Raw genomic sequence first — 25,151 nt, forward strand, 5'->3', positions numbered from 1 at the left:
CAAGCAATCTCTTTTATCATACATCTATTGGAATTTAATTGGATTTACTATGGGCGTAACAGTTTGTGCTAATGGACTCAGTGTAGTTCATAAAGGCTCAGGAGGAGAAGCGAACGCAACACTTCCTGATGTTTGTTTAACAACAGTCGGCAAACCTGTTGTTCCTATCCCTTATGGTAACAATGCAAAATCCGCCGATTTAGCGGGAGGCACTACGACCGTCTCTATGGATGGCGGTAACAGCATTGCTATTAAAGGCAGTAAATTCAGTGCCAGTACTGGCGATGCCGGTGGTGATAAAAAGGGCGTAGCCTCAGGCACTATTGAAGCTGAGGCCGAATTCATATCAGCTTCTCCTACCGTAAAGTTCGAAGGCATCGGTGTATGCCGCCTTTCTGACCAAATGACCATGAATAAAGCCAACACCATGTGTTTAGGCGGCGCTCAAAACCCTTCGGTTTCTGTAACTGAAGATCAAGAAGGGACGTATACGGTTGATCTGTTTCTTTCTTATTCTGATGGGGAGCCTGTCCAAGGGGCTACATATAAACTGATTGATCAAACCGGCGCTTCCTTTGAAGGTACATTAGATAATGCAGGCAAAGCTTCGGTGAGTGGTGTTGCACCTGGTGAATTTAACATTGACTATGGTGAAGATAGTCGCGAATTCATGCCAAACATCCCAACCAAAACCAACCCTAATTTCAACCCAAATGCGAATGCTCAATTAATTATTGAAGAAGCAAAGCGAGGCGAGGTTGGTTTCTGGGAAAACTCTTGGAAGAGAATGTCTGGCGCTGCCAGCTGGATCTGGGGAGTAATTTTAGGTGACTTTAATGATGACGCATCGGTAGAGCAAATCATTGCCAACACAGCGCTAACAATGATTCCCGTCGTGGACCAAGCAGCAGACGTACGAGACCTTTCAGCAAATATCATGACACTATTAAGTGAAGAAGAGCGAGATAAGCCAGAAAATTGGTTGGCACTCTCTTTGACTTTGATTGGCTGTGTCCCAACGTTTGGCAGTGCAGTTAAAGGTACATGTAAAGTCGCTTTGAAAGGTGGTAAGGGTACATCGAAAGACACTTTACTCGCGGTACTTCGTGGTATGGGTAAAGGTGACCCAGAAAAGTTCTTACGTACATTAGATTGGGTTGATTACGCCAAGCAGGCGAGCAATATTGTATCGGATGTTCTAAAACCTTGTATCGAAGTGGCGAGTGAACTTGCTTCTTACGCCAATCGCATGGGAGCTGATGAACTAGCAGAATACTTCTTAAAGTTAGCCGATGAAGTGAAAATCATCGATAAAATGGTGCCGGATAAACTAAAAGAAGCGATGGGTGAGTTTGACCAGTTATTCGCTCGAATTTTGGGTAAAAGTGAGAGAGCATACCCCGCAAAAGTGAAACATGACACTGGTAAATCTGCTCAGTCAGGGAGGAGTAACGATAACACCAATGAGAAAAAGGATAAAAAAGAGTTTGTTTGTCCTGTTTGCAAGAAGAAACCAGAGAAATGTGACGCTTATTGAGGAGGAGCAGCTGTGTCTAAAAAGCCGTCAGATAGCAAAATATCAGAACATAAATTGATAATAGGAAGCGGTTCCAAGCTAGCTAAAGCTATAGCAAAAAATAAATGGTCGAGTGATCTAAAAAACCATCCTTGGTATGACTCTAAGTACAATACTGAAAAAGGTGGCTTGCAAGCGCACCATATTGTTACCACTGAATCATTGGATGGTCATTTGTGGAAATTATGGAGAGAGGCTTATGAGTATGACATTAACAGGGCAAATAATGGTGTGATACTGCCAAGTAGCACTATTATTGCTTGCCAAGTAGAAACACATGTTCATCGCTCCAATCACAATCGAGGTCTTGATTACGACACCGTTTTAGATAAGTACTGGGGAGGCAAGGCTAAGCCCGAAGAAATCCCAGATGAAGAGTGCGAGAAGCTATATAGTGAATTACGCACCTACTTGAAAGGAGTAAACAAACAAATAAGCGAGATTAAAAAAAGAGCCGAGAAAAAATATTACTGTAAAAGCTCCAAGAAAAAAGAGTTTACCGAGGATCTCGATGACGCAGCGGAAGATATAGTGGACAAACTAAATAGCTTTCATTGGACTCTGTCCAGATTTGGTAAAGATTATGCTCCGAGCTCAAAAATTGGATGTGGAGGTGGTCACATTGAAAGCGAGAAAAAAAGTAGAGAAGAATGTCCTCATAGGCTTAATATTACTGGAACTGGGCACGCAATTCGGAATAAACTAGGTAAGGTAATGGAACCTAGAAAGTTAGAGGCAGGCTCATGAGTGATTATTTTTTCGTAAAAGAAAACCAAATTACACCAATTTATGCAGTTCCTGATGAATATGAAGAAGCGGCATACAGCACAATATTTACTTTTCCATGTAGCCCTGTGCCTGTTTTAGCAAAATATAAGCCAGACGAAAAGTATATAATACCAGATGTCATAATGGAGCCTGATTTTTCCATATCTAGAAATATATATGATAGATTGAATATTGCAAACTTGTATGGTTCTAACTGGATAAATATCAAATTAATTGATAAAGGTGAACATGATTTCATGATGTTGCAGTTAGCAAATGAACAAGATGTCATCTGTCATGAACAGAGTAATTTCAAAAGGTTCAAACGCGGAAATATCTCAGGTATGAAAAAAATCGTCATTGATCCTCAGAAAATTTTATCAATTCCTCTTCAAAAAAGACTAGTATTTAGAGACTCGGCTTGGGGATTTCACACATTCTTTCACGCAAGTATAGTAAAAGAAATTGAATCAACAACTCCAAATGGTGTTGAATTTATACCAATAGAACACTTTAATGAAGCGTGGGCCGGTTGATATGTATATCAAGTTTAATAAAGATAATATTAGTAAATTATTACCTGAAAAAAGACCAGGTATGATTTTTTCGAACCCTGATTTATTTGTTATTTTCAATGATAATATCCGGTTTGTAATTTGGGAAGAAATTTTAGGCAAGTTAAATAAAATTTGGTTAGAAGGAAAAGATACGTGGGATAGTAATTTTGATTTTGGTAGTCACCCTGATGATTATGACAGACAGTTTGATGATTATAAAACAATTGAATTATTGCAATTTCCTACAATCACGAACTTAGACACCGAAGAAAAACATGCTTTTGCTTTTAACGAAAATAATGAGTTGTATATTAGTGAAGACTTCGTTAAAGACTTAAAGTCAGCAGGTTGTGTTGATGTTTGGTACGATACAACAGCGCCATACGGTCGCTATTAAATTGTTACCATGAAAGATAACAAAGCGCCAAAAGGCGCTTTGTTAGTAAATGTCGACAGATATTTTGTCCCTATGTTCGATGTCAATTTCTCAAAAATCAAAGCCTGAGAATAAGTTAATAAAAAGGATAGTTGATGAAGTTTGCAATAATTTCAGAAAACTTCAACCGAAGCACAACACAATTTCAATGTGTAGATAACAGAGAACCACTATATAGCAAATCCGAATATGAACCTACGAGCTCGAAATCACCAATAGTGTGGGAAGCACTGGACAGTTCGACTGAACAAGTTGGAAATATAGCCGATAATGGTGATCTTTGTGTTACCAAGGAGTTTGCTGAGATCGTGATGAGCTTTGACCCTTATGGTATAGAGTGCTACCCAGCTACACTAAAATTAAGTGATGGCTCGTTGACTGATAGATATATACTTGCTCTTAACAATGTTATTGATGTTATTGACGATTTTAAGTCTCGAACTAGAAAATCTCCTAAGAGAAACAAAATCCTTGTTATGGAGTTGTATTTGTCCGAAGTTAAACTGGCACAAATACCTTTCCAAAAACGTATTTTATTAAGGGTGCAAGGCGCTGATACTGCAACAGTATTTTGTGAGGAAATTTACGATCTAGTAGCTCAAGATGACCGTTATTCTGATTTGAGGATGTTTAAGCTAGATTGCAATCAAGAAGTACCGAAATATTGAGGCGATAATGAAAAATCAATATAGTGTTTTATCAAAGCAAAACTTAACAGAATTTCCATTCCAACAAACTCCAAAGTCAATTGTACCTGTGGAACCAGACTTGTTACTGGAAATGACCTTCTCACCAAAGCTTTTTATTATTGGCGATATCGCTTCAAAAGTAGAACAATTGGTCGTACACGGAGTTGACTGGTTTGATGCTCGCGTCGACTGTTCTCCAAGCCAACCGTCGGAGGATCAAATTAAGGTGTATGAAGACTATCGGATGCCTTACATTCACCAAACTTACAAATTGACGAATCAAGAAAAACAGTTTGGTAAGCTTAATTGGATAGATGCTGAAAACACCGAGTTTGACTTTTCTAAGTTAGATAATATTCCACTAAAAGATAGGCTTATATTCAAACTAGAAGAAGATTATGGCTTGGTTTTTATTCATCAAAGCGTGATTGATTTACTTAATCAACATGTTAAAGATGTTTGGGTTAGAGATGTTTGAATAAAGTGCCGTAAGGCACTTTTTTCAATCAGCGCAAGATTTTAGCTGTAGAGCTGCGAACGCACACTTCTTGATGTTTATTTAACAACAGGCGGCAAAACTGTTGTTCCTATCTCTTGTGATAGCAGTCAGTACCAGTGAACACTCTAACACTTATTCTCGACGCTTAAGAATAACCCCCATTTTCTCACCGAATGCGAGGGTTAGGTACATGAAAATTTCATCATCATCGACGGCCCATGATTTGCCTGAGACTAGGCTACCTGTTTGTGGTAACTGGCGCTTCAAGTAGGCTTCAAGTGCTTCTTTGTTGGTGTAATTTAATTCGGTTAAAGAGAAGGTGATCTTTGAGTCGACTCGCCCTTGAACTTGTATGTTACTGGTGACGCTGGTTTGAAAAGGCGCAGCAGTGCTAGATTTTGGTTCGAACGTGGTAATTAACCGCGCACTCTCAGATTCGGGGCCATCAATGATGAGTTGAGTGCTGATGTTTAGTGAGCGCTCGCCATAGTCAACAGTCGTGTGACCGCTCCAAAACCCAGTAAATGGCTTCGTTGGTGTGTAGTTCAGCTGGAATAGCAGATAGCCAAGCACGACACATATCGCCCAGATGGAGAGCACTTTATAGTGCTTCGATTTTAATTGCATAACGTAACTTGCTCTTGATGAGCACAATGAACGGTTTCTTCATCGTCTTTTAAATAGATCGCCACAACTTGTTGATTGTTGTCGATGACCACTGTTGGTGTTTGGGATAACGTGTCTATGTGTTGGGCTTCTGCTTCGAACACTGAAACTTGTTCTAGATAACGTGCCGATGGAGCGAACCAAGAACCCAGTCCATAACCTATGATTACCGCCAATAAACAGCCTATCACGGTAGCAGCGCCAAAACGTTGTAGGCGGCTTTCATCTTTCGCTTGAATAAAATGGGTGTTTACACGGTTCAGTTCTTCAACTTTGACATCAACAGGGTCGAAGTCTCCATGCTCTACAGCTAAGTATTTTGCAGGTATTTCTGGTGAAGAATGAGGGTGTTTTTCGACTAATTTAGGTGCTATGGCTAACAAGTAGCCTTGCTTTGGAATCGTTCTAATCAGCGAGCGCTGGTCGTCTCCCATAGCCTTTCTTAAACGTTTGACCAGTTGGTTGATCGTCGCATCCGTCGCATAGGTGTTCTCATACAGCTCTTGAACGATGTTCTCACGAGATAGAACGTCAGGAACCTGCTTGATCAATGCATTCAGCAAAGCCGATTCTTTTGCTCTTAGACGAGTAAGGTTATCGTCCTTAGACAATACCCCTGATGTTGATGAATATAAGTATTCACCGATCAGGTAAACAGGTGGTTCTAAAGTGAGTTTGGCCATAGGTAAATAACTGAATAGAAACTGAATTTATTATCGCATTTTAGTTACGTTATCGCCACTAAGCCGAAATGTATCGCTGTAGTCCTTTTTCTTGAAGTATTAGCCCACTAGTTGTGTTCACACAACAATAAGCAAGCAATAGAAAGCCGCTAGCGATAGAAGCTAACGGCTTGTTGGGTATCTGTGATGTCGCTTTGGCTATAAAGGGGGAAGTAGCTAAACTAGGTTAGAAAGCGTAGTTCAGTGACGCTGACAGTAGCCATTCACGGTGCGTGAAGAAATCGATATTAGATTCATTCTTTCTTGTGCCAGTAAAGGTCGCGACGCTCCAGTTTTCCCAACTGCCGAGGTCTTTGTATTCGTAGGCGATAAACAACTTGTAGCTGTTATCTGCTCGGCTGCGGTCAAATACTGGGTTGTCTGCACGGTAATCGCTGTGCGCATAATTGCCCGTTACAGCTAAAGCATAAGTAGAAGAAACAAAAAAGTATGAGGCTTCAACGGCATATCGATTATATTGGTTTGCTTTACCTTCAGCATCATGAAAGTTGTAGCTTACCCCGTAGTTGATGCCAGATTGAGGGCTTAACATCGAGAGATATTGGGCTTTGATGAAATAAGCTTTGCTATCACGTTCTAGAAGCTCGTCAGGAACATGATCTTCTTCGACATCCGCGAAGGCATAGGCCATATCCAAAGAAATGTTGGTTTGTGCAAGGTTACTCAGTTTCATTCGTATCGCACCTCCATCAACATCGGTCTTTTGTCTGGTTTCGTCCATGTCGTAAGGGTTGGTCCAAACTTCCCCAGGGATAACGGTTGGTAGATAGGCCAGATCAAAGGTGGTACCGGAATCCAGTTGTTTGTGGTAACCGAACTCGAATGCCAACGTACCGACGGATAAGTCATCACGAGAGGTACCCATGTATAAGCGGTGAGCTCGATCTTTGCCAAAATCAAAGTTAACGATACCAAGGGGAAACAACAGGGTTTTATCGCCATTATCACCGCGGTTGGAATCTTCGCCTAGATTTGGGTTGCTCTCTGTGTAGAGGTTTGAATCAGAATGAGTATAGAGGGTAGCAAAAAGAATCTCGCCACTGAATTGGTCCCACTCTACAGCGTACGCGTTGTTTACTGTCGCTACAGAAATCAGGGATATTAAAGACAATTTTATCGCGTTCATAACAATCTCAATAGTAGTCTTACTTTAATCGTCCTTGTTGGTGCTCGAGAGCATGCGGTCCTTGAAATCGATTCTTTGTACATGTCACACGGTGTTCTCGAAATTTCACGTCGATATTCGTCGCATGACGAAACTCAAGGGTATTGGTGTGAATTCATGTGTCGGGTGTGCATTATTCATAGATGGCGAAGGTAAAGCTAACAACAAAAAGTGACCTTGTAATTCATCATTAAGTATATGAATTAATGAGGTTATTATTTTTTGTCACTTTTGTTTAGTGGTAGAACAGGTGCATAGTTTGAGGTGATTTAGCTATTTTTAGATGCTTGAAAAAGAGAAAAAGTGCAGGCAGAGAAACTCCAACAAATGCTGAGCGTCGTACGGTGACTAGTGAAGAGGCTATTTAGGTACAGTGAGGTTATCGCTGAAAGAATCTAATATTCTACCAATCTACATATATGTATATTGTTAGCTTGTGATATAAGTTTAATATACTTTGGTTTTACTAATTGGTAATTATTCTGAAGAGTTCTAACAAATACGGTTAGACAAATGACCCAAGAGAGAGCAAGTATGGTTTCGTACCTTAATGGTTTAAGGACAATAGCAGTTAAATATTCTTTGTTATTTTAATTTATGCTGATTTATACAGCATTTGGTGCTTTTGTCAGTTTTCGTTTTTGTAACAACACCGCATCAATTATGGCGTGGTGGATTGTCATTACCAATGGTGAGATCTTCATAAACTTGTATAATTACATATATTTTATTAATGAGTTTTTGAGTGCAGCTTTAATAGTATTGTTTCATGTCAAATCCTTAGAACCTTATTCGTAGTCCTTAGCGGAAAAGGTTGTGAGAATTTTCCTACTTATTCATATTAAGTTTTAAATAACAGTAACTTATTTTCACATGCGGGTTGTTGCCTAATTTGACAAATTAGATGTCAAGTTTAGGATGTCCGACCTGTTTTGTAGGAAAGTTACATGTTGAACTATAGAAATACAATCGCTTTTATTGCCATTACTTTGGTCTGTTTTGTCATTCCAGAGACCACTGTCGCATCTGAAGAAAGGGACGACAAAATTGTTGTGGGTGTGCTGTCAGATAACAGTCGTGATGAGCATGGTAACTTTGAGGCTATTTATGGTATCAGCTTAGATTACCTATCAAATATAAGTCACTTCTTAAATTTAAAATTAGAAATTAAGCACTACCAAAATATTCCTGAGCTGCTTGGCGATGTCGAAGCAAATAAAATTGATGGCGCATTAGGGTTTAGCAAAACAGCAGAACGAGAAAAGAAGTTTGCATTTTCGGCACCCATTTTTTCTACCACTTTGGCTGTTTGGTACCGAGATGCGTATCTGAAAAACAGTAACCAACAGCAACTCACTTGGGCGTGTGTCAACAAAAGCGTGTATTGCCAACTTATTGAGAAGCGTGGTGTACAGCAAATCTATCAAGCTACGTCACGAGATGATGCATTCGAAGCAGTCCTGCAGGGGAAGGCTGATGCGCTTGTGACTACCTACGTTTCAATTAACGAATATCTTGATCATAAAGACGTGATGAGAGGTGCTGTTGATGTTCCTTCATGGTTACCTGAAGAGAAAATTCGTTTCATTTCCAGTAAAGATAACTCAGAGCTAATAGAAGACATCGACTCTATTCTGTTGTGGGAAGTCGAAGGGCGTGGCATTCGCTCGGTCGCCTCAAAGAACCCTTACCACGTTAGCGACAAGCTTATCTCGCAATTTAAAGCTCACCAGAACGGCAAAGATGTCATCACATACAGTTCAAATGGTGAGGCGTATCCGTTTCTTTTCGAGAATGAAAAGAGACAGCTCGATGGCATGCTGGTGGAGTATCTGGCGTTAATTTCTGCAAGAACAGGGCTTGGGTTTAATTATGTCGTCCCTGAGTTGAACCTAGAATCCAGTTACACCTCTTACAACGCAGATATTGTACCTGTGTTATATCGTGATAGGACGAAAACTAAGGCTGCCCAGTGGCTAATCACTAAGCCATTTATGAACGCAAGCTTTACCAAAGTAACCCATAACGAAGCCAGCACTCTGCCTAAAACAGAAAAGAAAGGCATTCTTCTGAGTGTCAGCAAGCAAGGCATCATTAATGTTGGTGAACGCGAAGACAGAAACATCACACGCTATCGTGATATGAAAGAGATTCTGGATGACTTAAGAAGTGGTGAGATCTCGGCGGCGTATGTGCCGAACGACATTACGTACTCGATGATTCTGAATGATTCGTCTGAGGGACTGACTTTTGATAAAGACGAGGGCATCACGTATTCAATCGCATTCGCAGTTTCCAAGAAAAATGTCGAGTTAAAGAATGTATTGAACAGCATCATTGATACGGTGAGTGTCGAAGAAATTGAAAAGCTTCGCCGTAACTATCGTAAATTCGATCTGGTCTACGGTTACGACAGCAGTAACGTGAATAAATTTGCGGCTTTGGTATCGGTCGTTTTTGTGACTCTGTCATACCTTGGTTACCTGCTTTTGGTGAATCTGCGCTACAAAGTCAAACTGGCGGAGCTAAATGCAGGTAATGAAGAGAAAGAGAAAATCTGGCTCTCTGAAATCATTCAAGAGATAAACAATATCGTTTTTATTCATAATGATAAGAACGAGATATTACTGAGTAACTGTCCTAAGTTTCAATCGAATGAATGTCAGGTTTGTACCATGAAGTCGCAAGCGAGCGGGGCTTCATTGGTCGGAAATCAGATTGAGATCAAAACGATTCTTGATGGTGATAATCTCAACGATACTCACTTGGCCGAAGACTGCCGTCTAGATATCTCTCATGTTCACAGAGAGAGTAAAACGATTTCATCATCGAACAGCGATAAGCGCTTTATCCTGACGTCTCTGCTTGATGTATCTGCGCAAAAGAACCGTGAAAACGCGTTAATCAAAGCCGAGAAAGAGGCGAAACTTGCAGTTGAAGCAAGAGAGAACCTACTCACTACCATGAGCCATGAACTTCGCACGCCTTTATCTGCTGTGCATGGGTTGCTCGACATCATTAAAATCAATGCAGTTAACGATAAAGACAGTCATTTAGTCGACCAAGCTATTCGTTCTCTCGATCACCTAAATAAGCTGGTGGATGGTGTACTTGATCTGTCGAAGATCGAATCAGGGGTACTGTCTGTTAAAGCTGAAAAGGTCGAACTATTACCGCTTCTTTGCGATGTATTCAGAACCTTTGAACCGATTTCTAAAAGCAAGAACCTTCATTACCGTGTTGAGATTCATCCCTTTGCTGATCGATGGATCATGGTTGATGGCATTCGTGTGTCTCAAATACTCACGAACCTGCTGTCGAATGCCGTGAAGTTCACCTCAGAAGGAGAGATCAGTGTTGTGGTTGCAGCTGTCGATAATCAGCTAGTTGTCGAGATAACCGATACCGGTATTGGTATGACTCCAACACAACAACAGCAAGTGCTGAAACCCTTCGTACAAGCAGATGACAGCATAACAAGACATTACGGTGGAACAGGGCTAGGGCTCAGCATTGTTGACCAGCTCCTGCAATGCATGGGTGGCGAACTGCACATAGAGTCTGAGTTGAATCACGGTACAACAATCAATGTCTCTATCCCGTTTGTAAGATGTGACGATGATGAGGTCTATTCCATTAGAAGCCTAACGTATTCGCGAGATCTCCCTGACAACTTAAAGGGTTGGTGTCATGAATGGAAGCTAACAGAATCTGAGAATACACCTGATCTTTATATCACGCAGAGTTCGCAATCTAATCTTGTCAGCATGATGGTTCGCCGAAACTTGAATGACCAAACAACGATTTCACAAGAACAGTTGAAGTACCCAGACAGCTTGCTGAATTTGATCGTAAAACCAGATGAGAACACCGTTAATTTACTGACTCCAGACGCTGTGAGCGATTGGCAATACGGCGATGTTCTTATCGCAGAAGATAATCCAATTAACCAGAGTGTGATGACATTGCAAATGAACGAACTCGGCATCAAACCTGTGTTTGTGGATACCGGACTTCAGGCATGGGATTACATTAATCACAACTCGATTAAGGTACTGCTTACTGATTTCCACATGCCCGAAATGGATGGTTATGAGTTGGTAAGCAAGATCAAAAGCAGTGAACAATTTAAAGATATTGTCGTGATTGGTATCACAGCGGAAGACTCGCGAGTAGCGCGTGAGAAAACCAAAGACATAGCGATCGATGACATTCTTTATAAGCCATACAGTGTGTCGAAATTATTGGATATTTTGGAGAAGCACGCAACGCCAGCTAGCCGCGCTCCCAGTTGGTTAGAACGATTCGAGAAAAATGACGCGATTGCGGTTGCTAACGTGTTTATCGACACCATGGCTGAGGATGTCGCGAATTTCGATTTCCATTCGCCAACCATAAACCGAACCGTACACCGAATTAAAGGGGCGTTAAACGCAATCGGAGCGAGTGAAATCTCTGCGCTATGCCAAGACGTTGAGTGTTGTGAACCAAAAGTGAATAAAGAAAAGTTAGAGAAACTGGTCGGGGCCATTGAGTCAGAAATTGAATTTACAAAAGCGTGGTTAAAAGCCAATGAACACTAATCTTAATATTATGATTGTCGACGATCACCCGATTCATCTGATCTTGTTAAAACAGCTGCTGACCAAGCTAAGCTGTAAAGTTACCGTTTTCGATAACGCGTTAGAGGCATGTGAAAGCGTTATTGCTACACATTACGACATCATCTTTTGTGATATTCAAATGCCAGTATATGACGGAATCGACATGATGTTTATGTTGGACGAAGCGAATTACCAAGGCAATGTTGTCTTGATTAGCTCCGTTGAACTGACGGTGATTTCGGCTATTCGTGCTATGTGTGAAGGCTTTCCATTCGATGTGTTAGACATCATTGAAAAACCTTATACCCAAAAGTCGATTGAAGATGTGTTAGCGATGAGGCTCAAGTCTGCCAACAAAGCTTGTCCAGCGAGAAAGAAGATCGAGGTCACTGACGAAGAGTTTCTGGTGGCATTAGCCAATGGCCAAATACAGAACTACTACCAGCCTAAAGTGGACTTTGTCACGGAGCGTTTGTCTGGTTATGAAGCGCTGGCTCGATGGGTACACCCTGAATACGGCGTGCTAACACCGGATGTGTTCTTGCCTATTGTGACTCGATGTAAATTGTCAGCAGAGCTGTTTGATACCGTGCTCAACAACGCGCTAGATGACATTAAAATTCGAAATCTCGACAAGAAAATCGCTATTAATGTCGATCAGTTCAACTTAGAAGACAGCGACTTTGCCCAAACTTTTATTACTCGATGCCTAGAGCGAGAGGTGAACCCTTCGGCGTTCATTATCGAGATCACCGAGCGTGACACGTACCGTAACAGTGTCTCTTTGTACAAGAACCTCACTAAGCTGAGGGTGAATGACGTGACTGTATCGATTGATGATTTTGGAACGGGTAATTCAACTTTGGAGAAGTTGGCTCAACTGCCGTTCAACGAAATGAAAATTGACCGTTCGTTTGTCTTTGAAATTAAAGATGACCAAAAGAAAAAGAATATCGTTTTATCAATATGTGGCTTAGCGAAAAACCTTGGCATTAAGCTTGTCGCTGAAGGGGTAGAAGACCACGAAACTTGGTCTTTGCTAAAGGAATACGGTGTAGAAGTGTGTCAGGGATATTTTGTCTCTAAACCGTTGCCGTTAGAACTAGTCAAACAAATAGATATAGATATCAAATGAACTGTTTAATTTTCGATGATCACCCTCTGGTTTGTGTTGCGATCAAGTCACTTGTTGAATCTTCACCTCATATTGCTCAAGTCAACGTGGCTTCAGAGTTAAAAACTGCTAATGAGTTTGTTCGTAAATCAAACATCGACTTACTGATCTTGGATGTGAATTTGAATGATTGCGATGGCTTCGACTTTTATCGTCGTATTAGAGCGCATGGGTTCAAAGGGCGAGTCGTGTTCTATTCTGCTGAAACCAGTGCTTACTACAGCGAAATGGCGTTCAAAGTGGGAGCTCATGGTTATGTGTGCAAATCAGAGCATTACAACGTACTTAAAGACGCGATTGAAGCCATTGCAAAAGGTTATTCGTTTTTTAAAGAGATTAATGACCCACAAAAGGCAAAACGAACGCTTAAGCTCTCTGCTCGTGAAGCCACGGTCGCTAAATTACTGCTTAAGGGAATGACGAATAAAGATGCCGCCGAGTTTCTCTCTATCAGTGAGAAAACAATCAGTACTTACAAAAGAAGGATGCTTACCAAGTACAGCGTTGACAGTATTGTCGAGTTGTCGAGAGTGATTGAATTATGACGACTAAACGAATCATCAAATTAATGCCAAAATTTAAAGTTGCGACGATCTCACTGACGTTTTCTTCCATGTCATTTCTCTTGTTTATCGTCAGTTTTGGCACGGTAGCGATCAACAATGACATCAAAGAGTTTGATTTAAGCACGTTGCAGTTAGATAGACATAAAGACAACTTAGTTCTGTTGGGCTTGTTTACGGAATCTCAGATTAATCAAACATCAGACATGGGTAGCCATGACTTTGACAGCGTTGATGAGATCAACTTTGTTGATAGCATTTATCCTCTTGGTGATCCTGAATTGAATAAGGCTGAAATCGCTGTTAGGCACTTAATGCATCAAATTTCGTTGTACAAAAACCTCGGTGGTATCGACGATAATTTCGTCTATTTCTATCGTTCATATTCGGGTTCAAAATACATATTCCCGAACAAATTTGAGAACTTCACACCGTCAGAAGCGCATCTTTCACGAGACATTTGCCTTGGAAGTGAGGTGTGTTCGATCACCGCGAAAGAATACCAATTGACGGATAGGGTGATCATATCGCAGCCTCACATTGGGTTGATAAGCCAAAAGGAAATCATTTCGATTGTGACCCCAGTGTATGACGAGGGGAGCATCATTGGTGATTACGTGTTGAACGTGAATATAGACCTTTATATAAGCGGTGGTTTAGATGTGGGTTACGAGACGAAGAATAACACCAACAACTTAATAGTAACGTATCCAGGTTACCCGTACTCATACCTCAATTACAGTAAGACGACGGTTGCCGATAACCAGACCACTTATACGTATCGCTATCCATATTCCAAGTTGGTTATTGATTACTTTTGGGTGTTTGTTGTTTTGCTGCTCGCTAGCCTGAACTATCTCTTTTATGTCAATAAGGCCAGGATCGCCAAAGACGAATTGGTAGATGCGAAACACTCGGCGCTAAAGGACGAGCTGACAGGGTTGTACAACCGTCGAATTTATAACGAGACATCGTTTAATCAAGCGGTGCAAGGAAAAGCGTGTTCGGTTATCGCCATTGATGGCGACCGAATTAAAAAGATCAACGATAGCCTTGGTCACAGTTGGGGAGATGAAGTGATTCAACACATCGCTCATTCAATGAAAGACGTTTTCCGCCGTGATGACTTCTTGATAAGAGCTGGTGGCGATGAATTTATCGTTATTATGCCGAATTGCAGTTTTGAAAATGCTAAGAAAGCTTCAGAGATCCTACAAAGGCAAGTGACAGAGTCTAAAGTCGCTTCATTGGGCTTTGATGTTTCCGTGAGTGTTGGGGTCGCCTTCAAAGGTGCGAGTGAGTCACTGGAAAGTGTGTTTCACAAAGCCGATGAAAAGCTATATGAGCAAAAAGCACAGCGCTAATTGGCTGCTTACTTCATCCAACTTATCGATTTGATGCTTCGCTATGTTAGATCAACGTCAGATATAGCGGCTGGTGGAAAGGATAGCGTCAGCAATGGCTCGCTCCCTTGTATTGACTAAACTTAGATACTAACGTGTACATGTTAGCTAAGTTTATGAATTTACGATGAAGGGTTATTGCTGTGAATAAAGATTTAGATCTAAATCTTCTACGTATCTTGGTGTTGTTGGATAAACACCAACAACTTAAGCCAGTGGCTAAGATTCTGGGCAAGAGCGAGGCATCTATCAGTAAGTACCTGGCTCGCTTAAGAGAGCAACTTGGTGACGAGTTGTTTATTCGACATGCACACCATTTTGAAAGTACCGATTTTCTTAAGAAACAGCTTCCCGTCATTCAGGCTGGGTTAGACAGTCTTGAATCTTGTATGGGGACGAGTACTTTTGATCCGCTAACTTATGACAAGCCCATCACTATCTCGATGCCCCAAGTTGCCCAGTATTTTTTGGGTGAACTGATATTGAATGACCTGTTTGAACTGTTTCCTAACGCGCCCATTAGTATCGTGAGCCCAAGTGATCGCCCAATCGAAAGTATCTTAGATGGCAATGTGGATGTGTACATGCACAATTTTAATGAAGAATGTCCTAAGAGTATCTATCAACTACCTGTTGGTTCATTACCAGTCGGCATCGTACTTCCTGATGACATGGAGGCAGACTCTTTAGAAACGGCATTGTCATTGCCCTTTATTTTCCTGGAGCTAAAAGGCTGGAAGGGCTCTAAGCAAGTGGTGCGAATGATTTTAGAGAAGAAAGGGTTTGAAATTGAATCTAAGGTCACCGTTGGGGATGTGGGTCTATTACTCGGACTGTTAAAGCGTCGAAGATGCGCCACCATAATGATGAATTTTGGTCGTTCGATTGAAGGCTTTAAATCGATTGAAATACCAGAATCATATTATGCGACAGGTCGCCCCAAAATCGCGGCTTACATCAAGCAAACCCACCGCAACAACGCGTTACATCGATTGCTTATTGATGTGATGGAGAAGTACTTAAATTAGGCTCACCGACTAGCTAGTTAAGTAATTAAAGTGCATCGTTCAGTTGAACCAGCTCGACGATTGAATTGGCTCTGTACTTGTTTAGGATTCGTGTTTTATAGGTACTAATAGTTTTGGCACTTAGAGACAGTTTTTCTGAAATAAGCTTGTTCGAGTGTCCTTGAATCAGGTACTGATACACGATCGCTTCTTTGTTAGAGAGTTTTGTGTTCTTGCCATTGTTCTTTTGGTCTGATTTGAACAACGAATAACCTTTCATAATGCTGGATAGGGCGAAGCGAATGGATTCATGGCTTTCGCTTTTACTCAGGAACCCATTGGCACCAAGTGATTGAGCCGCCTCTGATAAGCTTGAGCTATCTGAAGAAGAAACAAACAGTAACTTTCCTTCATAACCGTGCGCTTTGATTATTTTAGCGAGGTTCATACCATCGTTGTTTGCCAAGGTCACATCAAGAACAATCAAGTCGATGCTTTGGCTTTTCACGAGCTTTAAAACTTTATCGGTATCGGTGGTTTTATGCAGATCGTCAAACTCTAACGAGTCCATAACCAACTCTGCAAGGGCTTCACGATAAAGCGGCTGTTCATCTATGATTAGAACGTTCTGATTTTTCATAAGTCACCTAAAATATTGCTGTGTGACATCCTGTCTCTTTGAGTTCTAAGATTGTGATAAGCAATAATTCTATGTAAAAACAAAGTAGTTAGGGTGAAAATGACATTTTAATATTTTGAAAATCAGGTGGTTTAAGAGAGTTCTAGCTTATTGTTCTCCCAAAACTAGCGTCATTAATAGGTGGTTCTACCACGGGCTTTATACAAGATTTGATTGTAATTGATACTGTTTAGCTCTTCTTTTGTATGTAAGTTAACCAATACGTCATTGCACTTGTTTATTTTAATACGAATATCGTGTTTGCCTTCATAGGGAGTGCTCAGCAGAGCTGAAAGCTTGATTATGGCTAAACAGGTCTTTTTTGAGTGTGGCAAAAGGTCGTGGATGTCTAAATAGTAATCAAGATGCTTGTCTTTCGTTAAACGATCCGACGATTTCATTAACACCATTTCTTTGCGGATATTACTCAAGTGCTGCTGTGAGGTTTGTAGACGTTCCTTAAAACCATTAAGCATATGAATTTGGCTACGAATAATACTTGTGTGTTGGTCTTGATTAATGCTGTCTTCCAACCTTTTCACGAACGTTGGCGTTTCACTCAAGAAAGAGCACTGTTCCAATAAGAAGCACAGGTGGTAGAAGTCATAAAAGTGAAAATCGGAAGTATAATTCAACGCTTGTTTTATACTCAGTGTTGCCGTCTTTAGGTCGCCTTTGATCAATGCAATGTGGGCAGAAATCAGTTTGTCCTGAAGAATAAGCTCTGGCGTTTTACCAATATCGTTGAGAATTAAGTTGTACGAGGCAAGCTGCCTTTCAAAGAGGTTTATTGAGCCACCAAGTGGTTGCTTGTAAAGAAACGTACGCATGTAGTTAATCTTGGTATAAAACCCACCACGGAACGTATTAATGTTCTTTTCGTAATACCTTTTCATATAGGTGAAGGCATCTTGATACGCTTCTGCAGCGATAGATAAATTCGCGATCACCAATTCACGGTGCGCTCCCGCATCGAGTAACATAGCCGACTGTTTCAAGTGGTCGATCGCGTTGGGTAGGTCGTCTTCAATCGAATAGATGTTCGACATTTCGTCGTGAAAGTAGGGGTTGTTTTTCTTTGATTTAACTAGGCTGAGTATCTCTTTTGCTTCATCCACTTGGTCTGTTTCAATCAGTGTGCTTGCAAGACCTGTTTTGATCCAATCTAAGTCATCTTCTTCGAGAAGGCTTTCATACTCCTCCTGAGCCTTATTAAATTGCTTACTTTTCAATAAGGCAGAGGCTTTGTATTTTCGGATAAGCTTTGAATATTCAGGGTGAAACGGTTGAAGTTCATCGCACTCGCGTACAACGCCAGAAAAATCGAATTCGGTTAACTTTTCAAAGATTGGTGCAAGGATCAATTTTCGATTGAGGGCTGAAAATATCCGTTTGATAAAGAACTGCTTGTTAAACGGCTTAAGTAGGTAATCGTCAGGGTCAGAGTCCACGATTGAGCGCACGACGTTGTAATCATTTTCGCCTGTGAGGAACATAAAAACCGTAGTCGATTTTAGGATTCGAGCGTGCTTGAGTTCTTCCAAAAGCTGATAGCCAGTCAATTGGGTTTGGAAGTTATAGTCACAGATAATAATATCAAACGCGTTCTGACGGCATTGATGAATTACGTCGAAGGGTTTGTATACATAAAATATGGACTCAAAGCCGATTTGGCGCAAGATTGTGGTTACACTACTTGTAACCAGACGCGAGTCGTCTGCAACCAATACCGTATATTTTTTAATATCTTTATTCATTATTTTAACTGTTGACCAAATTTAGCTAATTGTAACAAAACGGAAATAGCGAAAATCGATACTGAATTAAAATAAGAAAAGTCCTACACTGATTCGATTAGTTTCCTACGTTATTAATCTCTAGCCATTCCTCAATTAAATTAACGCTATGTAAAATTAATTTAATAGTGTTGAGGTTGGTTTCTTCAACACTATTATTTCCTAATTTCAACGCTGTTTCTTCCGCTTTTATTTGTTGCTCTAGCGAAAAATGTCCGATTGATGAAAGGCCACCTTTTATACGGTGTATGACTTGCAAGGTGCTTGTGCGCTCAGGCCTTGCGCTCATTAGTTGGTCTAGGTCTTCGTTCATTACGCTAACGTAAACCTCCGCAAGGTAAGATCTTTGATCGTCAGGGTAGTTACTTAGCCAGTTAATTTCATGACCGATGTTAAGTTTGTTTTCCATGAAAAGGGTTGTTGGTGGGTGATTTATTTATAGTAACGACAGCGTGGTATGAATAAAAATATCACTCACCTATTGGAGGGGGTCAATTCATATATCTAGTAAACGTAAAGATCTGATTAATTAACATAAAGATGATGAGTTTTATTTATTCGCTCTCGATATGGAATAGTTCGCTATTTGGACAATGAAGCGTAATAGGCTGCAATATCTTTTATATCTTGTTCAGAAAGTCGGCTTAATTGAGCCTTCATCATGTCAGCATAGGCACCTTCACGTTGGTCGTTCTTATACGTTTTCATAGCATTGAACAAATAGAGCGGATCTTGGCCTTTAAGGTCGGGGTAGTTTTGATTTGTGTTGTCGCCAGTGACTGAATGGCAAAAAACGCAGCTCGGGGATTTCAGTTTACCGAGTTCTGGGTCGCCAAAGTCTTCTGCGTGAAGTGTGAAAGAGAGAGTAGCAATGAATAAAGCTAGAGACTTGTTGTACACGTATATACTCCTGTGAAAACAAAAGTATAAAGCTTCCCCTTAGGGGAAGCTCAAGTATTAATAGCGATAGCTGAGAACTTTATTGGGAGCTACAGTGCTTTTTCCAATTCCGTTAGGAATCGAGAAATGTCTTCTGCGCTAATGTCACGGTGAGTAACAAAGCGCACTGGGTTGCTTGGCGACATAGTAATGCCTTTTTCACCTAACTCTCGTGCGATGCGGTTGATATCAACAGACTCATCTAACTTAGCGAACACGATGTTCGTTTGAATGAAGTCAGGGTTAACCGAAAAGCCATCAAGCTTGCTTAGGCCAATCGCTAGGTTTTTCGCGTTTTCATGGTCAGCTTTAAGTTGATTAACGTTCTCAGTCAGCGCCATTTTACCTGCAGCAGCAAGGATGCCTGCTTGACGCATACCGCCACCGACCATTTTACGTAGTCGACGCGCTTTAGCGATGTACTCTTTACTACCAAGTAGCAGAGAGCCGACTGGCGCACCCAAACCTTTCGATAAACAAATCGTCATCGAATCGAAGTGTTGTGCGATCTCTTTGATGTGCACGTCTAGTGCCACTGCTGCGTTATATACTCGCGCGCCGTCTAAGTGCATTTGCAAGCCATGTTGGTTTACGAACTCACGAGCTTCCGCTAGGTAAGACATTGGCAGTACTTTGCCATTGATCGTGTTTTCTAGGCTCAAAAGCTTAGTGCGAGCGAAGTGGCTGTCGTCTGGCTTAATAGCAGCAGCAAGCTTTTTGAAATCAAGAGTGCCATCCGGGTTGTTTTCGATTGGTTGAGGTTGAATCGACCCCAGTACCGCAGCGCCGCCAGCTTCGTATTTGTAGTTGTGCGCTTGTTGGCCACAAAGGTATTCATCACCACGTTCGCAGTGTGCCATTAGGCCGAGTAGGTTGGCTTGCGTGCCTGAAGAGGTGAACATAGCGGCTTCAAAGCCCGTTTCGTTAGCTGCCCACTGCTCAAGCTCATTTACTGTTGGGTCGTCACCATATACATCATCACCAACTTCTGCATTTGCCATTACATCGCGCATAGCTTGTGAGGGTTTAGTTACGGTATCAGAACGAAAGTCCATGTTTCTCTCCTAAAGTATTATAGGTAGCCGCAGAGTTGGGCTTTACTTAAACAAGCGATAGTTTTTGTATCGGTGATTTGATCGTGTCGTATTTTGTTGTGCAGTTCTTCTAAGCTCAGTTCGATCACTTCTATGACTTCATCTTCGTCACATTCAAAGCGGGTAGTGAGGCTAAGGTCTTTTGCGACGAATAGATGCTGTATCTCATCGCAGAAGCCAGCTAAAGGCGTAACTTGCCCTAAGCTTTGAAAAGAAGTTGCACTGTAACCTGTTTCTTCTTCCAATTCGCGCTGCGCGCATTCAAGGGGTGTCTCATCAATTTCCATAGTGCCCGCAGGTAACTCTAGAAGCCACTTTTTGAGAGAAGGGCGAAATTGGTTAATGAGAATAATCTTTCCAGACGAAGTGATAGGAAGAATAACGGCCGCGCCAGGGTGGTTGATTGTTGTATGTTTTACCACGACGTTCGTTGGGAGCGTCACGTTCTCTTCTATAAGAGAAATACTTTTCCATTGATGGATAACTTTACTCATGCAGTCTGGCCACATTCCTTGCCAATTTGTCGATAACTGAAGACGTGCACCACCATAACGTCTATGGTGTCGAAAATAAAAGAAAAATTGGGTTTAGTTTTAGATTTCGTTTTACGCCGTTCGTGATGTTACTCTCATATTTGGAATCTATGATTACATGAAAATTACGGCCCTAACCATCTGATATAAATGCAACTCAATAATAAAATACACTTGTAACAAAGTGCTAACAAATGTATAAAAACATATCTACACTCTCAACAGTTAAAAGATTTCCGGAGTAACGCATGAACCCTTCTATTTCCTCACATGCTGACAAAGCGCTACTCTCTGAAAGAATCAATAAATTAGCGCATGCTCTATCCGATGGTGTCTATGAAAGAGAAGACACGATTAAGCTCTGTCTACTGGCGGCTCTCGCCGGCGAAAGTGTATTCCTATTAGGCCCTCCGGGCATCGCAAAAAGCCTTATCGCTAAACGCCTGATCCAGGCTTTTGACAACAGCAGCTATTTCGAATATTTGATGACACGTTTCTCTACGCCAGAGGAAGTGTTCGGCCCGCTAAGTATCCAAGAATTAAAAGATAACGGTCGCTATGTAAGACTGACCGAAGGCTACCTACCAACAGCACAAGTTGTGTTCCTTGATGAGATCTGGAAAGCAGGCCCTGCAATCCTAAACACACTTCTAACTGTGGTGAACGAAAAAACGTTTAAGAACGGCAGCGACATTGAACGTGTGCCAATGCGTTTGTTAGTTTCTGCATCGAATGAACTTCCAGACGAAGACAGCGGCCTAGAAGCGCTTTATGACCGTATGTTGGTTCGCGTGTTTGTAAACCGTATTCAAAACAAACAAAACTTCAAATCGATGCTGACGACTGGGACATCTCAAGAAGCTGTGATTCCAAAAGGTTTGGCGATCACTGACATTGAATACCATCAATGGCAGAAAGAACTCGACAAGCTAGAACTGACCGATAACTCGTTTAACAAGCTGTATGAACTGAAAACTATGCTTGAGGAAACAGTTAAGAAGCGAGGTTCAGCATCAGAGTCTGACTTGTACGTATCGGATAGACGTTGGAAGAAAGCCGTTAAGTTATTAAAGGCGAGTGCTTTCTTTAGTGGTCGAGACAACGTAAACCCGCTAGATATCATGCTTCTACAAGACTGTTTATGGCACAGTCCAGAATCACGTGATGTGGTTCGTAGCGTGGTTAAAGACTTTGCATTGAACCGTGCGTTCGATCAGCAAGAGTCAAAAGCGCAAATCGAAATGTCTCGTGAAGAGCTTGAAGAAATTCAGGACGACGTTGAATCGACGCTGTCTGTGTCTTTGTCGATGGAGTCTACCAGTGGCTTGCTACGTAAAGACGTTTACCAGAACGATATCAAGAACGCGAAGATGTACAGCGTGGGTAGCGCATACAACTTAGTGAAACTGGTTCTTCTGCAAAGCAACATGTCAGTTTCGGAATCTGAGAAAGGCGATAGTCGCTGGGTATACGTAGCCAAAGACGATTTTGACCGTGTGCTGAAAGAAGGCCATGGTGACATTTACGGTTACGTTAACGAAAACAAGAATCTGTGTCGCTTGAAGCTGGATCTTGATGCATCGAACCAATTGGTTATTAAAGATATCGCAAATCGCTCGGTACTAGTCAGTGTCGTGACAACCGACGGTTTGGACCAAGAGCTTTACAACAAATGGCTAACTGGCGCAGAGAGAGCGTTAGAGCAACTTACAGAGGCCGAGTTCAAGTTGAAACGAGTGCGTACTGAATTCCATGATGCGTTGCCACATAACTACATTGACCCAGAGCTCCCTAAAGCGATGGAATCAAGCTTACAAGCAGTTACACAAGACTTGGAAACCACAAAGGTGAAGAGCAGCAAGATCGCACAGCGCATTAAGTTTATGAGTCAGTACTTCGAGTAAGGGGAGACAAGTATGTTAGGAGCAGACGGCTTAAACCTTGCTTTAATGGTTGCTGACTCAGGCATCATAGATACAGCGATGAATGATCTCATCGCTCGTTCTCAGGTCATGATGGCTGCTGAGAACAAAGGCGTGAAAACGTCGGTAAAAAACCACTTGGTGAAATGGCGCGGCAAAGTGAAAAAACGCGTCACTAAAGTGTGTGAAACGGACCGATTCCAAGAAGAAATCGCACTTTACCAAGAAGTCATTCACTGGGATGAACCCCAGTTTTTTGATGAGATCGACAGTGTCATCAAAAAATTGGAGTGGCACTCAGCGTTTTACCTTCAAGCCAGACGCCTGATGGAACACAACAAGGGCGTTTACAATGCGATGTTCCCGCACTATTTCTGCGACCAGTGGTATCAATCACTGTCTGACGCGATCAAGCAAGCGCAAGTTACCGAACTTGAAACCAGCAAAGAGAAAGTCTTAGCCGATCTATACCAGCGCATGGAAACCATGAAAAACATGGATAAAGTGACGGAATCTGGTGATGAAGGTAGCGTAGGGCGCTTGTGGGACATGGCATCGGCTAAGTTAAGTAAAACTGACTTGACCGTAATGAAGCGTCATGCTGAATTTTTGAATAAGCACAAAGGTCTGCAAGAGATCGCCGAAAAACTTGGCCGCATGGCTGGTGAGGAAGATGATCCTTCGCTACACAAAGCCCCTGTAGAAGAACTGCAGATGGTCGAAGAGAAGAGCGATGAAGCGGTTGATGACATTGTCGGGATTCACGAGAGTGATGACCTCAATAAGATGTTGCCAAACGAAACCATGTTCCTAGCTTATCCAGAACTTGAGGTTATCTTCTACAAACACTTGGCTGACAAGCGATTACTCAGCTACCGTTCGCAAGGTAAATCCCGAACGTTACGCAAAGTGAAGGCGCAAAAGCCGGATAGCAAGAACGTTGATATCGAAAAAGGCCCGTTCATCGTTTGTGTGGACGCTTCTGGCTCGATGAGCGGCTTCCCAGAGCAATCTGCCAAAGCAATGGCTTATGCTTTGATGCAAATCGCTCTCGCGGAAGAACGAGACTGCTACGTGATTCTGTTTTCTTCTGAGCAGATCACCTATGAGCTAACACGACAAGATGGCCTGCGTGAGGCGAGTGATTTCTTAAGCTACTCATTCCACGGCGGTACGGATTTAGAACCTGTGCTGATGAAGTCGATTGATTTGATGACGGGTGATAAGTATAAAAACGCAGATTTGATTGTGCTTTCTGATTTTATTGCACCTAAGCAGTCAGACGAGATGATCGCTCAAGTCGAAAAGCTGAAAGAACACAAAAACCGTTTCCATGCGGTGAGCTTATCTAAGTACGGTAACCCTCAACTCATGACCATGTTTGACCATTGTTGGGCATATCACCCAAGCTTGGTTGGTCGTTTTATGAAAAAGTGGTAGCGTCCAAAACCTAAATTGAATTCATTTTGCTGTGTGTTTTTTGATAGAAGAGATCGAACATGCAGCAATTTGATTTAAATGTCAGCAAACGGAATTTAAATTCACTTTTTTGTTTGACTATCTCCTCTCAATCCGTAAAGTAGGCATCCGAACACAGCGGAGCAGCTTACTTTAGTCTCTAAAGTGTTGAATTAAAAAGGCGCCTTGGCAGAGTGGCTATGCAGCGGATTGCAAATCCGTGGACCTCGGTTCGACTCCGGGAGGCGCCTCCATTCTCTCTTTCATTTTAGAAAGCTGACGGATGAAAATGCGATACTAGCTCAGTTGGTAGAGCGCAACCTTGCCAAGGTTGAGGTCATCGGTTCGAACCCGATGTATCGCTCCAAATTTTGTAATGTTGATTCATTTCGACATTAAGATGGTGTTTTACTTTTCAGTAATCGGCATCGCAATAAAGAATTGCGTGCCCTGGTGGTGGAATTGGTAGACACAAGGGATTTAAAATCCCTCGACGTTCGCGTTGTGCCGGTTCAAGTCCGGCCCGGGGCACCATCTATTTGATTGTTACCTGTTATTGGTGATGTTAAAAAGAGTTGTTCTCTTAAAACACTATTGAAGGCGCCTTGGCAGAGTGGCTATGCAGCGGATTGCAAATCCGTGGACCTCGGTTCGACTCCGGGAGGCGCCTCCATCATTCAGAAAAAACCAGTCCTAGAGGCTGGTTTTTTCGTTTCTGGCTTCCCTGTCTTTGAGTCACTATTTCTGTTCTTAAACAACTTACTTCACCACTTCATTATCTTTTCTATTCTGAGTTATCTTCGCTTAAACCTACAATTCATGTGTCGTTGATAAACCCGTAAATAAATAGAAGTCACAATTAAACATAATGCTCAATTTG

At 41.7% G+C, this 25,151-nt stretch carries 22 protein-coding genes and 4 tRNA genes; 17 read left to right on the forward strand and 9 right to left on the reverse strand.

The window, feature by feature from the left end:
• Nucleotides 1-49 precede the first annotated feature (49 nt).
• The 6 genes from OCV12_RS21355 to OCV12_RS21380 all read left to right on the forward strand — a co-directional run bounded on the left by OCV12_RS21355 (nt 50) and on the right by OCV12_RS21380 (nt 4,504).
• A complete protein-coding gene (locus OCV12_RS21355) occupies nt 50-1,537 on the forward strand; it encodes a PAAR-like domain-containing protein (RefSeq protein ID WP_261886073.1) in 1,488 nt (495 codons plus the stop codon).
• Nucleotides 1,538-1,549: 12 nt separating this feature from the next.
• Entirely contained in the window at nt 1,550-2,323 is a 774-nt protein-coding gene (locus tag OCV12_RS21360) for an AHH domain-containing protein (protein ID WP_261886074.1), read from the forward strand.
• Entirely contained in the window at nt 2,320-2,880 is a 561-nt protein-coding gene (locus OCV12_RS21365) for a hypothetical protein (protein ID WP_261886075.1), read from the forward strand. Before OCV12_RS21360 ends, OCV12_RS21365 begins: the two co-directional genes overlap by 4 nt.
• A complete protein-coding gene (locus OCV12_RS21370) occupies nt 2,861-3,298 on the forward strand; it encodes a hypothetical protein (RefSeq protein ID WP_261886076.1) in 438 nt (145 codons plus the stop codon). Before OCV12_RS21365 ends, OCV12_RS21370 begins: the two co-directional genes overlap by 20 nt.
• 134 nt (nt 3,299-3,432) lie before the next feature.
• Entirely contained in the window at nt 3,433-4,005 is a 573-nt protein-coding gene (locus OCV12_RS21375; RefSeq protein WP_261886077.1) for a hypothetical protein, read from the forward strand.
• Between the two features lie 7 nt (nt 4,006-4,012).
• Nucleotides 4,013-4,504 carry a hypothetical protein gene (locus tag OCV12_RS21380; protein ID WP_261886078.1) on the forward strand — a complete coding sequence of 164 codons (492 nt, stop codon included), beginning with the start codon at nt 4,013-4,015 and terminating at the stop codon, nt 4,502-4,504.
• 153 nt (nt 4,505-4,657) lie between these two features.
• Here OCV12_RS21380 and OCV12_RS21385 read toward each other — a convergent pair whose 3' ends face one another.
• The 3 genes from OCV12_RS21385 to OCV12_RS21395 all read right to left on the reverse strand — a co-directional run bounded on the left by OCV12_RS21385 (nt 4,658) and on the right by OCV12_RS21395 (nt 7,060).
• A complete protein-coding gene (locus OCV12_RS21385; protein ID WP_261886079.1) occupies nt 4,658-5,152 on the reverse strand; it encodes a hypothetical protein in 495 nt (164 codons plus the stop codon).
• Nucleotides 5,143-5,874: a winged helix-turn-helix domain-containing protein gene (locus OCV12_RS21390; RefSeq protein ID WP_261886080.1), complete on the reverse strand. Its 732-nt coding sequence runs from the start codon at nt 5,872-5,874 to the stop codon at nt 5,143-5,145. Before OCV12_RS21390 ends, OCV12_RS21385 begins: the two co-directional genes overlap by 10 nt.
• Before the next feature lie 226 nt (nt 5,875-6,100).
• Nucleotides 6,101-7,060 (reverse strand): DUF2860 domain-containing protein, encoded by a 960-nt coding sequence (locus OCV12_RS21395; protein ID WP_261886081.1) that lies wholly within the window; start codon nt 7,058-7,060, stop codon nt 6,101-6,103.
• Nucleotides 7,061-8,046: 986 nt separating this feature from the next.
• Here OCV12_RS21395 and OCV12_RS21400 point away from each other — a divergent pair.
• The 5 genes from OCV12_RS21400 (at nt 8,047) to OCV12_RS21420 (ending at nt 15,871) form a co-directional block, all read left to right on the forward strand.
• Nucleotides 8,047-11,682, forward strand: coding sequence for an ATP-binding protein (locus OCV12_RS21400; RefSeq protein WP_261886082.1), 3,636 nt, complete (start codon nt 8,047-8,049; stop codon nt 11,680-11,682).
• Entirely contained in the window at nt 11,672-12,838 is a 1,167-nt protein-coding gene (locus tag OCV12_RS21405) for an EAL domain-containing response regulator (protein WP_261886083.1), read from the forward strand. The genes OCV12_RS21400 and OCV12_RS21405 overlap by 11 nt, the downstream gene beginning before the upstream one ends.
• Nucleotides 12,835-13,422 (forward strand): response regulator transcription factor, encoded by a 588-nt coding sequence (locus OCV12_RS21410; RefSeq protein ID WP_261886084.1) that lies wholly within the window; start codon nt 12,835-12,837, stop codon nt 13,420-13,422. The genes OCV12_RS21405 and OCV12_RS21410 overlap by 4 nt, the downstream gene beginning before the upstream one ends.
• Entirely contained in the window at nt 13,419-14,804 is a 1,386-nt protein-coding gene (locus OCV12_RS21415; RefSeq protein WP_261886085.1) for a diguanylate cyclase, read from the forward strand. Before OCV12_RS21410 ends, OCV12_RS21415 begins: the two co-directional genes overlap by 4 nt.
• A 182-nt stretch (nt 14,805-14,986) precedes the next feature.
• Nucleotides 14,987-15,871 (forward strand): LysR family transcriptional regulator, encoded by an 885-nt coding sequence (locus tag OCV12_RS21420; protein ID WP_176679619.1) that lies wholly within the window; start codon nt 14,987-14,989, stop codon nt 15,869-15,871.
• 25 nt (nt 15,872-15,896) lie between these two features.
• Here OCV12_RS21420 and OCV12_RS21425 read toward each other — a convergent pair whose 3' ends face one another.
• The 6 genes from OCV12_RS21425 to OCV12_RS21450 all read right to left on the reverse strand — a co-directional run bounded on the left by OCV12_RS21425 (nt 15,897) and on the right by OCV12_RS21450 (nt 20,852).
• A complete protein-coding gene (locus OCV12_RS21425; RefSeq protein WP_261886086.1) occupies nt 15,897-16,490 on the reverse strand; it encodes a response regulator transcription factor in 594 nt (197 codons plus the stop codon).
• A gap of 173 nt (nt 16,491-16,663) precedes the next feature.
• The gene (locus OCV12_RS21430) at nt 16,664-18,286 is read right to left on the reverse strand and encodes a response regulator (RefSeq protein WP_261886087.1); all 1,623 of its coding nucleotides are present in this window, start codon (nt 18,284-18,286) and stop codon (nt 16,664-16,666) included.
• A 97-nt stretch (nt 18,287-18,383) separates the two neighbouring features.
• Nucleotides 18,384-18,734 carry an Hpt domain-containing protein gene (locus OCV12_RS21435; RefSeq protein WP_261886088.1) on the reverse strand — a complete coding sequence of 117 codons (351 nt, stop codon included), beginning with the start codon at nt 18,732-18,734 and terminating at the stop codon, nt 18,384-18,386.
• A 173-nt stretch (nt 18,735-18,907) separates the two neighbouring features.
• Nucleotides 18,908-19,225 (reverse strand): c-type cytochrome, encoded by a 318-nt coding sequence (locus OCV12_RS21440; RefSeq protein ID WP_261886089.1) that lies wholly within the window; start codon nt 19,223-19,225, stop codon nt 18,908-18,910.
• An 89-nt stretch (nt 19,226-19,314) separates the two neighbouring features.
• Complete coding sequence (gene ltaE / locus OCV12_RS21445; protein ID WP_261886090.1) at nt 19,315-20,319, reverse strand: low-specificity L-threonine aldolase; 1,005 nt, start codon at nt 20,317-20,319, stop codon at nt 19,315-19,317.
• A 17-nt stretch (nt 20,320-20,336) separates the two neighbouring features.
• Nucleotides 20,337-20,852, reverse strand: coding sequence for an NUDIX hydrolase (locus OCV12_RS21450; RefSeq protein WP_146492494.1), 516 nt, complete (start codon nt 20,850-20,852; stop codon nt 20,337-20,339).
• Nucleotides 20,853-21,139: 287 nt separating this feature from the next.
• Here OCV12_RS21450 and OCV12_RS21455 point away from each other — a divergent pair, with 287 nt between their 5' ends.
• The 6 genes from OCV12_RS21455 (at nt 21,140) to OCV12_RS21480 (ending at nt 24,944) form a co-directional block, all read left to right on the forward strand.
• Nucleotides 21,140-22,795 (forward strand): ATPase RavA domain-containing protein, encoded by a 1,656-nt coding sequence (locus OCV12_RS21455; RefSeq protein ID WP_261886091.1) that lies wholly within the window; start codon nt 21,140-21,142, stop codon nt 22,793-22,795.
• 12 nt (nt 22,796-22,807) lie between these two features.
• Nucleotides 22,808-24,253 (forward strand): ATPase RavA stimulator ViaA, encoded by a 1,446-nt coding sequence (gene viaA / locus OCV12_RS21460; RefSeq protein ID WP_132788140.1) that lies wholly within the window; start codon nt 22,808-22,810, stop codon nt 24,251-24,253.
• Nucleotides 24,254-24,451: 198 nt separating this feature from the next.
• Nucleotides 24,452-24,525 (forward strand) — tRNA-Cys (locus tag OCV12_RS21465).
• 37 nt (nt 24,526-24,562) lie between these two features.
• Nucleotides 24,563-24,638: transfer RNA gene (locus tag OCV12_RS21470), tRNA-Gly, on the forward strand.
• An 80-nt stretch (nt 24,639-24,718) separates the two neighbouring features.
• Nucleotides 24,719-24,805: transfer RNA gene (locus OCV12_RS21475), tRNA-Leu, on the forward strand.
• 65 nt (nt 24,806-24,870) lie between these two features.
• A tRNA-Cys gene (locus OCV12_RS21480) sits at nt 24,871-24,944 on the forward strand.
• Nucleotides 24,945-25,151: the final 207 nt, after the last annotated feature.

It is taken from the genome of Vibrio pomeroyi, from assembly GCF_024347595.1.
Lineage (GTDB): Bacteria > Pseudomonadota > Gammaproteobacteria > Enterobacterales > Vibrionaceae > Vibrio > Vibrio pomeroyi.